The organism is Aurantimonas sp. C2-5-R2, assembly GCF_036549495.1.
Lineage (GTDB): Bacteria > Pseudomonadota > Alphaproteobacteria > Rhizobiales > Rhizobiaceae > Aurantimonas > Aurantimonas coralicida_A.
On sequence record NZ_JAZHLJ010000099.1, the window covers coordinates 1 to 10,883 of the forward strand.

Genomic DNA, 10,883 nt, shown 5'->3' on the forward strand with positions numbered 1-10,883 from the left:
TGACCTCGCGCGACAATTAGGAAACCTTCGACCTCGACCGCAGGCGCTTATCGTAATTGACGCTGCCGCTCATCCCAATCGTCGCTCTATACGGGCCGATTACACGCTCACCCGCAACTTTGTTGGGACGGCCGGCGACCTGGTCGTATCGAGGTCTGTGGCACCCAAATCCGTCAAACCGCAGGTTTTCAAGAACGCGTAGGTCTCGTCGTAGTAGGTTGGCGGACGCGTGGGATCCGATGCGTCACCTTCCGGCACAAAGATGATCATGCCCTGGCGGGCCCGCGTCATGATTACGCGATAGGCGTTCTTGAGGTAGAGCTGCCGCTCATCCTGATTTACCCGCTGCCAGCTCGTGCCGCGAAAATTGTAGAAACCCCAGGCGCCAGCCTGATGGCGGAAGTCTGCGTCCCAGCACACGCCGACCCAGTCGAGTTCAAGCCCCTGGACGTCAAATTCGGTGGCGACTTCCTCGAGATAGAAGGACGAGCGTACATCTCTGCGGTCATTCAAGAACCACGACGCGGCATCGATCTTGGCTTTCACATGCAGGCCCTCGGGGCGCAGACGATACGCGCCCGAAGACGCGATCAGCCCGAAGCGTTCACTTCCTCGCCCAACCCTCCGAAGCCACTTCCGCGCCGCGTCGAGGTCCCGCGTCAGCCAGATCGGATAGCGCTCCTCGATCTGGCGGTACACATCACGCGCTGCCTGCGGCCGGTTATCAACGATATCCTCCACGGCGCGGCCCCCTATCTTCGCCCGCCCATCACTCGCCCGAGTGTTGCGTCGATCGCGGCATGCCCGTCAGCGGCGGTGACTGTTCGCAGGATGGCGGGGGTGGACTGAACAATAGCCGTCGCCTGAGCTTCGACGCGGCGCGCAATCTCTGCGTCCGGGACATTGAACCTGGCGATGGCGTCCGGGACGCCCGCTTTCACCTGATCGACCCCAGCGCGCAACGCAGCCTTGCCGATGGTCGTGGCAATGGCAGGACCGCCGGCACGCTTCACCGCTTCCAGCGCGCCCCTGGTGATTGCCTGTTGCAGCGCGTCGCGGTTCAGCGCCTCGGCATCGAGGCCGAGCTTCTGAAACAGCCGGTAGATGGCCGCCGTCGCGAGCGGCGCGAGAACCATCAGCGCGATCGGCAGCAGAATTTCGAGGACAGGCCAGAGAAAGGCAGCAACGGCTTCCATGATCACGCTCCTGCCGAGAGCTTGCGGATGGCCGCGGTGCTCGTTTCGATAATGGCCAGGTACTCGGGGATGGTGAGCTGCGGCTGCCAGTCGCCCGGAACCGGCACAGGCTGGGCCAAAGGAGGCTCATGCGCGACGAGCTCGGCTTTCGCGACGACCGCTTCCGTCTCCGACACGACCAGCGCCTTGTGCAAGGCGGCGCGTGTGGCGGGTCCGACGATGTCGTCGGCGGTCAGCCCGCGATCGGTCTGGAAGCGCTTCACCGCGCCCGCCTCGAGCTTGCGGCCAAGCAGCACCAGCGCCGAACGCTCGTACATCCTCAGCCGATCGGCATAGCCGTTCAGGCCGCCGTTGATCCGCCTTGTGATCATCTCGATGTTGTTGGCGTCGGCGTAGCGACTGAGATTGCGTGTCGACCAGTACCAGATCGGCCCGATCCCCTCCCACGGATCGGTATTCATCAGCGCGGGCGTCTCGGCGAAGTCCGGCGCCGGCAGGCCGGCATCATGGAGCACCCAAGCATGGCGACGCCTTGCTCGCCGGTCTGCTTCGATGTCGACGTTGCGGCCGCAAGCTGACGCTTCGCTACACTGGGGTCAAGCACGATATTCCACGCTATTCCTGCTGGCGCGGTCTGCTTGATAACGGCGAGCGCCGTTGTATCGCCTTTGGCGGATTGCGCGTTGACGATGCCATCGGGGACGCTCTCTTGCGGGTGGTCGAGCCTGGAGCGATCGCCGCGGCGAAAGAGGCCGAAGCACANGCCGTTGTATCGCCTTTGGCGGATTGCGCGTTGACGATGCCATCGGGGACGCTCTCTTGCGGGTGGTCGAGCCTGGAGCGATCGCCGCGGCGAAAGAGGCCGAAGCACAAGCCGTCCATCGCCGCGATCAGGTGCGTGACGCCCTGACGAGGGAGCTCGAGGCGGATCGCTACGCTGCCGATCGCGCCTTCCGCCAGTATGACGCTGCTGACCCGGAGAACTGGCTGGTGGCGGGAGAACTGGAGCTGCGATGGAACCGGGCCCTTGTCCGGGTTGCAGATGTCGAAAGCCGTCTGAAGAGGTCGGAGAGGACGACGACGACGTCGGTGGAATCGAGCTTGCGATCAATCCGGATCGCGAGAGCCTCGTGGGTGAACTCGTCGATGACGTTCAGCATTCGATACTTTCTTCCTTCATGGGTGCGGTCCTCGACAAAGTCGTAAGACCATACGTGGTTGGGCCGCTCGGCCCGCAGGCGGACGCACGATCCGTCGGCGAGCCAGAGACGGCCTCGTTTGGGTTGCTTGGCGGGAACCTTCAGCCCCTCACGTCGCCAGATGCGCTCGACCCGTTTGTCGTTGATCACCCAACCCGCCTGGCTGCGCAGCAGCGCGGCGATCCGGCGGTAGCCATAGCGACCGTAACGACGGGCGAGCTCGACGATGTCCTCGGTCAGTTGCCCCTCGTCATCCCGGCCACAAGGCCGGCGCCGCTGTGTCGAGCGATGCTGGCCAAGAGCCCGGCAGATCCGGCGCTCAGAGACCTTCTTCGGCAGAACCGAGCGGACATGGTCGATACAGGCGCGGCGACGCGCGGGGCTTAGAAGTTTCCCCGGGACGCCTCTGAAAGGATCAGCTTGTCCAAAGTCAGATCTGCGACCGCCTTCCGCAGCCGCTCGTTCTCCTTTTGGAGATCCTTCATCTGACGAAGCTGGTCGCGGCTCATGCCGCCATACTCCTTGCGCCAGCGGTAGAACGTCAGCTCCGTCACGCCGATCTGGCGAACGGCATCGGCCATCGCCGCTCCCTGTCCGCGCGGCACTTCAACCTGCCGAAGCTTCGTGACGATCTCGTCGGGCTTGTGTCTCTTCCGAGCCATCGTCGTCCTCCTTCATGGGAAGTCCCAGCGCGCCCGGATCACCTTTGGGAGAGCCAGGGAGAGCGAAATTTTATTATTTTCTCCGTTCGCGTTGACATCAGGCTCAATGAGATCATTCTCTCTGTCAGACGGTCTGACAGGAATTCGGATTTCAGAGTGGTGTAGTGTTCATTCGCATGACGGTGCCGGCGCGGGTCCAAGTGGCGATCGTGCACTCTAGAGCGTAGTACTCGGTCGTGATCTCGTGTCGATCGCTTACGTCCGGACAAGGAAAAGCCGCCAAGCATTGCAGCAATTAGGTGTAAAGCAATGATGCTAGCAGAGTTCGAAGAAGACGCTCAGCTCAACCGAGCCGGGGGAGGGATGACCGGGGCTTCTGTCACGGTCACCAACGTCTCGAAAAACTTCTGGGTCAGCGTTAACCGCATGCACCAGCAGGTGCGGGCGCTGCAGGACGTAACGATCGACATCCCCGCCGGCGAGATTACCGCCATCACCGGAATCAGCGGCTGCGGCAAGACCACCTTGCTCCGAATTATTGTAGGGCTGGAGCGCGCAAGCTCTGGCAGCGTGAAGGTAGCGGGACGGGAGATCAACGGCCCAGGTTACGATCGCGGTATGGTCTTCCAGCATGCCGAGTTGCTGCCTTGGCGCAATGCTCTCGCCAACGTGGAGTTCGGCTTGGAAGTGAAGGGGGTGCCGGCGAAGGAGCGGCGGGCGACGGCAGAGTATTATCTTGAATTCGTGGGCCTGAAAGATGCGATGCAGCGCCGCCCCGACCAGCTTTCTGGAGGAATGAAGCAGAGGGTCGGTCTAGCCCGAGCGCTGGCGATCGAGCCCAGCGTACTCCTCATGGACGAGCCATTCGGCGCCCTGGATGCACAGACGCGCGAAGTTCTCCAAGGCGAGCTGCTGCGGATCCATCAAAGCACCGGCCGGACCATCATCATCGTCACCCACGACATCGACGAGGCGGTCGTGCTCGCAGATCGCGTCGTAATCCTAGCGCCGAGCCCCGGAAGGGTAGAGACCATTCTCGACATAAACATACCCCGTCCTCGTCAGAGTCCGGTGGAGATAAGGACGACCAGCGAGTTCGTCGAGAAACGGCACAGGCTTTGGGAGCTCCTGCAGGCAACGCAACCGGGCAGCATCGAGGACGGCGCCGACTTCGATCAAGGTGATTAGAATGAGTATCGCGAAATCCGATGCCACCGCGACGGCGCTTCCGACCGTCAGGCCAGCCAGCCAGGATGGTCCTGTCAAGGAGCCCCGTTTCTTAAATGGCCTAATCGGGATCGGGACGGGCTTCCTGATCCTGATCATTTGGGAGATTGCGGGGAAGGAAATCAATCCCCTGTTTGCTTCCTATCCGACGCAGATCGCTGCCGAGCTCTGGCGAATGACGACGGGCGGACAGCTTCTGCCCGCCATCCTCGAAAGCATGTATCCTTTCCTTACTGCCTTCGTACTGTCGGCCGCAATTGGCATTCCAGTCGGCATTGCGCTGGGGCGCTCGCTGCTGTTTCGCGCGGCCTTCGGCAACTACATTGTGGCGATCTACATGATGCCGGTCATTGCCCTCATTCCGCTGTATATGCTGTGGTTTGGGCTCGGCTTTATGGTCAAGGTCGCCATCATCTTCACGATGGCGATCTTCCCGATCATCATCAACACCTGGGACGGGGTCAGCGCCGTTCCTAAAACCATGATCGAGCTCGGGCAAACCTTTCTGGCGTCGCGCACGCAGGTGGTCTGTAAAATCGTACTTCCTGCGGCAGTCCCGTTCATCATGACTGGCCTGAGGTTGGCGGTCGGGCGAGGCATCGTGGCGATGGTGGTCGCCGAATTCTTCACCGGCGTGAGCGGCCTTGGCGCGCTGATCATCATGGCCGGCAATCAGTTCAACACGGCGGGTCTCTTCGGGCCGGTGGTCGTGCTGATGCTGATCGGTGTCGGATTGACGCAACTTGTTAGCTTCATAGAAAACAAGGTCGCGCCATGGCAAAAATCTACTTCGGCTTCAAAGTAGTATTTGCGCTTAATATGCAATAGTCACTATTAACTTTGTAGAAAGGTTCGTAAAATGAAATCAGAGAGCATGCTTCTGAAGCAGCAGGGTGGAAAGCCTAATAGCGACAGCCTGGAAAGACGACGTTTTCTTAAGATGGTGGGTCTGGGCCTGGCCGCAACCACGCTAGGTTCTCTCCCGGCTGTTGGCCAGGACACGCAAAGCGCCAGTAATGACCGCTGGCGGATCGGGACGCCGGCGTTCAAAGCCGATTCAATGTTCCAGAACCTCGCGCTCGAAAAGGGATTCTTTGCGGACGAGGGGATCGATGCCGAAATTGTTGGTCTTGAATCAAGCGCGACGATCACGCGGGCGGTGCTGGCCGGTGAGCTGGAAATGGGCAGCTGTGGAGCAGGATCACCGATCGTGGCGATCGCCAAGGGGGCAAATCTGCGCATGATTGGATCAGTCTTTTCTCGTGTGCCGCATCTGATGTACGCCAACAAGAGTATTCAATCTCTTGAGGATCTCCTCGGCAAGAACGTCGGCGGTGCACAGCCGGGAGCGCTACTCCAGCAGCTTGCGTACGCTTCCTTTGTTGAGGCTGGTTTGGACGCCGATGCGGTCCAGTTCGTGAACACCGGCGGATCGCCGGCAACTTTCCAGGCGGTGTCGGCCGGTCTTGTGCAGGCGGGAGTCGCCGGGTCCGAGTATGCGCTGCTGCTCGAAGCCGATCCAGCCATTCCGGTTCATGTCTTATTCCCGATTGCGGAGCGTCTGCCGAACTTCCTCCGCAACGCAGACTTCGTCCACACCAACACGATCGAGAACAATCGGGATCTCGTCGTCAGGGCCGTTCGAGCGTATTTGCGCGGCGTGATCTACGCGCTCGAAAACAAGGACGAAGCCGTGGCATGGACGGTCAAGAACGCCGGTGCGGACGAGGCGACGGCGATCGCAGTCTGGGATGAGTACGTGAACGATGGCTTTGTCAACAGGGAATATGCAATTTCTCCCAAGCAGGTCGAATTCACGCAGAAAGTCAATATCCTCACGGGCGCCCAGACGGAGGTCGTTGACTATAATCAGATGGTCGACACGAGCATCACCAAAGACGTTCTCGCCTCTCTCTGACCGGGGTCGTGCGATCCTAAAAACGCCCCTTGGCGGCCGGAAATCGAGGCGTTTTACCTTGCCGGAAGGGCAGTGCTGACGCCGCCGTTCGGCAGCCGGGACGTGGCGCGCGGACCTGAAAGATGCTGGCGGCTGCGGCTCAAGTCGTCGGGATCCGCTGGTTCGAGCGGCTGTCGCCTTGTGGAAAACTGATATTCGGCCTCGATCAGGCCTGAGGGAGTGCTGATGAATGTACGGGTTGCATTGAGTCCGGGTTCTGCCGAAGTGTTTGCCGAAGCGGTGACGGCCGGCGGAGGCGTAGTTGTACCGTTGGAGGATAAGGCTGAGGCGCTGGTCTGCGCATCCTTGACGACTCCGAACGTGCTGCGCGATCTGCTGTCCGGCGCGCCAGCGGTGCGATGGGTGCAGCTCCCTTCGGCCGGGGTCGATCGGTTTGCCGCCGCCGGAGTCTTCGCTGACAAACGGATCAAGGTGTGGACATGTGCCAAGGGTGCCTACGCGGCGCCAGTGGCTGAGCATGCGCTGGCGCTGGCGCTGGCCTGCCTTCGCCGGCTGCCCGAGCGGGCGCGCGCAACGTCTTGGGGAAAACAGGCCGGCGTCATGCTCGGCGGACTGGACGTGCTGATTGTCGGCGGCGGTGGTATTGCCCGCGAGATCCTCCGCCTGCTCGAGCCGTTCGGCGTGCGGTCGGTGGTGGTGCGCCGAGGAGAGGGCAAGGTTTCGGGTGCGTCCAGGACCGTCACGCTCGACCAGCTCGACGTCGAGCTTGCGAGGGCGGACGTGGTGTTCATCGCCGCCCCGCTGACGGACATCACCAAGGACCTGATGAACGCCGGACGGTTTGCGCAGATGAAGCGCTCTGCCTGGCTAGTCAACGTAGCGCGGGGCGGCATCGTTGTTACGGACGAGCTGGAGGCGACCCTGCGTGAAGGGCGGATAGCGGGCGCAGCGCTCGACGTAACTGAGCCTGAGCCGCTGCCCGACGGTCATCCGCTCTGGTCCCGGGAGAACTGCCTGATCACACCCCATACTGCCGACACTCCGGAAATTACTCGTGGATTGCTGGCGGCGCGCATCCGCGAAAACGTAAGCAGATTTCGCGAGGGAACTGATTTATTGGGCACGGTCGACGTGAAGCTGGGATATTGACGCCTGCGCGGCGCGCCCGGTGGCAACTTTTAGTCCGGGTGGGATGAGCACGGCAGCCGGAAGAATAAGAATGGGGAGTGTCGGTGTGGTCTCCTAGCCGGACGAGCAACGAGACCGATTGCGTGCACAGCATCGATGGGCCTGCCGGGGAGCAGGACATGGCATGGTTTGAGGAGTGGTAAATGAGTTTGGAATCCATCAATCCGACTGTCCTTACGCTGGATCAACTGGTTCATGTATGCGCTACAGCGTTGGAGCATATCGGCGTCTCACGCTTGGACGCGACGCTCGTGTCCGAGTTGCTGGTGCAAAGCGAGGCGGAGGGCGCGCTCAGCCACGGCGTCTCCCGCCTGCCCATGTTGCTGCGGCGGATACAGGCGGGATCGGTAAAGCCGCGGACTCCCATGACGCCCGTACGCGATTCGTTGACCACGGCCTTACTGGATGCCCAGGACGGAATAGGGCAGGTCGCAGCGATACGTGGGATGGAGGCGGCGGTGAAGAAGGCCGCATCTATGGGTCTTGGCGCGGTCACCGTAGTAAACGGGGGAAACTTCGGCAGGGCAGGGCATCCTGCGCTGATAGCCGCAAATAGTGGCATGATCGGCATTGCCGCGTCGAACGCCTCCCCGCGCGTGATATCGGGTGAGGGCATGAGGCCGGTTCTGGGCAACAACCCGTGGGCCGTCGCCATTCCCACGGCGGGCGATCCTGTCGTCATCGACATGGCGAATAGCATTGTGGCGGCAGGAAAGATTCGGGCGGCAAAAGCGGATGGGCGCCCAATTCCCGAGGGTTGGGCTACGGACTCGTCCGGTCGCTGGACGACCGATCCCGGCGAAGCCTTGACCGGCGCTCTAATGGCGTTCGGCGGCTACAAAGGATGGTCCCTGTCGTTGATCGTCGACATGCTGACCGGGGTCCTGTCCGGCGGCACCTACGGAGACGATGTGGGGCCGCCCGATGATCTGCAGACGCCGCAGCGTTCGGCATTTTTCTTCCTCGCCATACGGATTGAGAACTACTTGCCGATTGACGAGTTCAAGCGCCGAGCCGACGATCTCGTCTGTCGGTTGAAGGCGTCGTCAGAAAGCGACGTTCGTATTCCCGGGGAAAACAGTGCGCAGAACCGGCGCAAGGCCGCGACGGAGGGCATCAAACTGCGACCCTCGACGGCATCGTCGCTGGATGTCGCGTTACGCGAGATCGGCCTCAACGGTTGGCAGTCGCTGGTGAATAAGACTTAAGCTCGGACCACTTGAAACGCGTTTTCCGGTCAGTCTGCCAGAATGGGAGGCCGATCCAGGCCCCTGGCCAATACCGGGCCAATAGCGACGGGTACAGCAGCGCGCCGACACGATGTGGGCGGGCAATCCGCAGACAAAGCGTCCGATTTCGGCGCTTTGACCGCGCGACGATCTTAGAAGGTAGGAGAGTATTGTGGCTCGGATAGCGTTGATCAACGGAAACGTCATCACAGTCGATCGGGAAGACCGCATCGCCAGCGCGGTGGCCATCGACGGCGGTCGGATCAGCATGGTCGGCGACGACAACGCCGTGGTGGAGGCTTGCCCCGGACCGCATCGCGTCATCGACCTGAAGGGCCGGACAGTGATACCGGGCTTGATCGACGGTCATGCGCATCTCGATCGGGAGGGCCTCAAGACCGTCTACCCGTCACTGGCCGGCGCCGCTTGCATCCAAGATATCCTCGAAATCGTCCGCAAAGTGGCGCAGACGACCCCGCCTGGCGAGTGGATTTTAACCATGCCCGTGGGCGATCCACCATCCTATTGGAACGTACCATCGAATCTGCGGGAAAACCGGTTTCCGACGAGATGGGAACTAGACAGCGTCGCTCCCGATCACCCGGTCTACATACGCCCGGCCTGGGGCTACTGGAATCACAAGCTTCCGGTAGTCTCCGTGGCAAACAGCTATGCGTTGAGGCTTGCCGGCCTCGATCGCGACAGCGCACCCGCGACCTCCAGCATCGAATACGATCGGGACGCGTCGACAGACGAACTCACTGGCATCTTCCGTGACTGGAATTTCATGCCGGTGCTCGAACTGAGCGTGTTCAAGATGATGCCTAGATTTACGCACGAGCATCGGGTGCAAGGACTGCGCGATTCTATGAGGGCGTACAATGCCGTGGGCACCACAGGAATATTCGAGGAGCACGGCGTGGCAGCGGAGCTGTATGACGCCTACCGCGAATTGCACGATCGGCAAGAGATGACCGTCAGAGCCAGACTGGCATTCAGCCCCAGTTGGTCAGACACCGGATCGCAGGGCAACAGCTGGCTCCTCGAGAACTGGGGATCTTGGCTTAGCGGGTCTGGGATTGGCGACGACGACTTGCGCATGCTCGGATTCTTTGTCTCGCCGGACGTAACGGTCGAGAACATGCTCAGATCGCAGGCGGCGCCTTACACAGGTTGGGCCGGATTTAACTACAACACTGCCTTGCCTCGCGAGCAGTTAAAGGACTTGCTTATCACAGCAGCGCGGCTGGGGATTCGGCCGGGCGGCCTTTCGCTCGAATTGCTGGACGTGTTCGAGGAAGTTCATCAGGTCATCCCGATCGACAGGCAACGGTGGGTGATCGGCCACATCAGCATCATCACGAGGCGCGACATCGAGCGGATTAAGAAGCTGGGTTTGGTGCTGACGACACATACTAACCGCCATATTCGGCGCGAGGGGCACCTGCATCAGAGTAAAAAAGGCATCGATCCCGCCCATGACATTGTTCCCATGCGCTCCTTGATCAATGCGGGAATCCACGTTTCTCTGGCCACCGATAACGTTCCCATCTCGCTGTTCCATCCGATGTGGCACTGCGTGAGCAGGTTAGATCAGTATACCGACGAAGAGATAGCGCCGGGGCAGCGCATAAGCCGCTATGAGGCGCTTCGGGCGGCGACGCTCGAAGGAGCTTATCTTACCTTCGACGAAAACAGCCGCGGGAGCATCGAGGTTGGGAAGCAGGCGGATTTGGCGGTGCTGTCGCACGACCCGCTGAGGGTGCCCGCGGAGGAACTAGTCGACATCACGGCCGACATCACATTGGTCGGCGGGAAGATCGTCCATAATATCGAGGAAGAGAGCTGATCGGCAGGACCGATCCTTCAAACCGGCGGGCTCCGGTCTGGGCCCCTAGATGCGGCGTCGTGCAGCGACGTCTAAGCAGTGGGATTCTCATGTCGAGCCGTCGTAGGAGAAACAGCGAAAAGCGCATTGATCGTTGATAGCGCCCGTAGGACATTATTCGCACGTCAGCACGCACGAGGGCCTTGCCTTCATTTCCGGCCAGCTTCCGATCGCGGAAGGCGGGGAGCATCTGAGCAGCGAGCCGTTCGCGCGCCAGGTATGTCAAGTCCTGTTCAACGTCGACGCGTGCCTAAGATGCGTGGGCGGCGACCGCCGTGACCTGGTGCACCCTCCGTGCCAATGACGATGAGACATCGACCACCCGGGAATTTACCCTTGAGGGCGCAGGTAACGTATCGACATGGTAATGCCCCAG

11 protein-coding genes and 1 pseudogene are annotated in these 10,883 nt (G+C 61.1%); 8 read left to right on the forward strand and 4 right to left on the reverse strand.

What is annotated here, in order from left to right; translation table 11 throughout:
• Positions 1-99: 99 nt before the first annotated feature.
• Genes VQ044_RS22060 through VQ044_RS22070 form a run of 3 tightly spaced genes read right to left on the reverse strand, consistent with a single transcriptional unit; the run spans position 100 to position 1,711 of the window.
• Positions 100-741, reverse strand: a complete 642-nt coding sequence (locus VQ044_RS22060) for a DNA/RNA helicase domain-containing protein (protein ID WP_327649368.1) — start codon at positions 739-741, stop codon at positions 100-102.
• Positions 742-752: 11 nt separating this feature from the next.
• On the reverse strand, positions 753-1,196 hold the full coding sequence (locus VQ044_RS22065) for a hypothetical protein (RefSeq protein ID WP_327649366.1): 444 nt from the start codon (positions 1,194-1,196) through the stop codon (positions 753-755).
• Between the two features lie 2 nt (positions 1,197-1,198).
• Positions 1,199-1,711, reverse strand: a complete 513-nt coding sequence (locus tag VQ044_RS22070) for a hypothetical protein (protein WP_327649364.1) — start codon at positions 1,709-1,711, stop codon at positions 1,199-1,201.
• Between VQ044_RS22070 and VQ044_RS22075 the strand changes: the two genes are divergently transcribed.
• A complete protein-coding gene (locus VQ044_RS22075; protein WP_331827767.1) occupies positions 1,606-2,106 on the forward strand; it encodes a zinc ribbon domain-containing protein in 501 nt (166 codons plus the stop codon). The two genes, VQ044_RS22070 and VQ044_RS22075, sit on opposite strands and share 106 nt — an antisense overlap.
• Positions 2,107-2,254: 148 nt before the next feature.
• On the opposite strand, the pseudogene VQ044_RS22080 reads toward VQ044_RS22075, so the two are convergent.
• Positions 2,255-3,057: pseudogene (locus VQ044_RS22080) on the reverse strand (IS3 family transposase); the annotation flags it as partial.
• Positions 3,058-3,366: 309 nt separating this feature from the next.
• Here VQ044_RS22080 and VQ044_RS22085 point away from each other — a divergent pair.
• The 7 genes from VQ044_RS22085 to VQ044_RS25890 all read left to right on the forward strand — a co-directional run bounded on the left by VQ044_RS22085 (position 3,367) and on the right by VQ044_RS25890 (position 10,811).
• Entirely contained in the window at positions 3,367-4,245 is an 879-nt protein-coding gene (locus tag VQ044_RS22085; protein ID WP_327649363.1) for an ABC transporter ATP-binding protein, read from the forward strand.
• Between the two features lies 1 nt (position 4,246).
• The gene (locus VQ044_RS22090; protein WP_327649361.1) at positions 4,247-5,089 is read left to right on the forward strand and encodes an ABC transporter permease; all 843 of its coding nucleotides are present in this window, start codon (positions 4,247-4,249) and stop codon (positions 5,087-5,089) included.
• A 54-nt stretch (positions 5,090-5,143) separates the two neighbouring features.
• The gene (locus VQ044_RS22095; RefSeq protein ID WP_327651252.1) at positions 5,144-6,202 is read left to right on the forward strand and encodes an ABC transporter substrate-binding protein; all 1,059 of its coding nucleotides are present in this window, start codon (positions 5,144-5,146) and stop codon (positions 6,200-6,202) included.
• 225 nt (positions 6,203-6,427) lie between these two features.
• Positions 6,428-7,351, forward strand: coding sequence for a D-isomer specific 2-hydroxyacid dehydrogenase family protein (locus tag VQ044_RS22100; protein ID WP_327649357.1), 924 nt, complete (start codon positions 6,428-6,430; stop codon positions 7,349-7,351).
• Positions 7,352-7,533: 182 nt separating this feature from the next.
• On the forward strand, positions 7,534-8,598 hold the full coding sequence (locus tag VQ044_RS22105; RefSeq protein ID WP_327649355.1) for an Ldh family oxidoreductase: 1,065 nt from the start codon (positions 7,534-7,536) through the stop codon (positions 8,596-8,598).
• 208 nt (positions 8,599-8,806) lie between these two features.
• Positions 8,807-10,468, forward strand: coding sequence for an amidohydrolase (locus tag VQ044_RS22110; protein WP_327649354.1), 1,662 nt, complete (start codon positions 8,807-8,809; stop codon positions 10,466-10,468).
• 133 nt (positions 10,469-10,601) lie between these two features.
• Positions 10,602-10,811 (forward strand): RidA family protein, encoded by a 210-nt coding sequence (locus tag VQ044_RS25890; protein ID WP_442880723.1) that lies wholly within the window; start codon positions 10,602-10,604, stop codon positions 10,809-10,811.
• Positions 10,812-10,883: the final 72 nt, after the last annotated feature.

Excerpts from the sequence above, each read along its gene's own strand:
- VQ044_RS22105 (WP_327649355.1), top strand. The coding sequence starts at position 7,534 with ATGAGTTTGGAATCCATCAATCCGACTGTCCTTACGCTGGATCAACTG.
- VQ044_RS22090 (WP_327649361.1), top strand. The coding sequence starts at position 4,247 with ATGAGTATCGCGAAATCCGATGCCACCGCGACGGCGCTTCCGACCGTC.
- VQ044_RS22065 (WP_327649366.1), bottom strand. The coding sequence starts at position 1,196 with ATGGAAGCCGTTGCTGCCTTTCTCTGGCCTGTCCTCGAAATTCTGCTG.
- VQ044_RS22100 (WP_327649357.1), top strand. The coding sequence starts at position 6,428 with ATGAATGTACGGGTTGCATTGAGTCCGGGTTCTGCCGAAGTGTTTGCC.
- VQ044_RS22085 (WP_327649363.1), top strand. The coding sequence starts at position 3,367 with ATGATGCTAGCAGAGTTCGAAGAAGACGCTCAGCTCAACCGAGCCGGG.
- VQ044_RS22095 (WP_327651252.1), top strand. The coding sequence starts at position 5,144 with ATGAAATCAGAGAGCATGCTTCTGAAGCAGCAGGGTGGAAAGCCTAAT.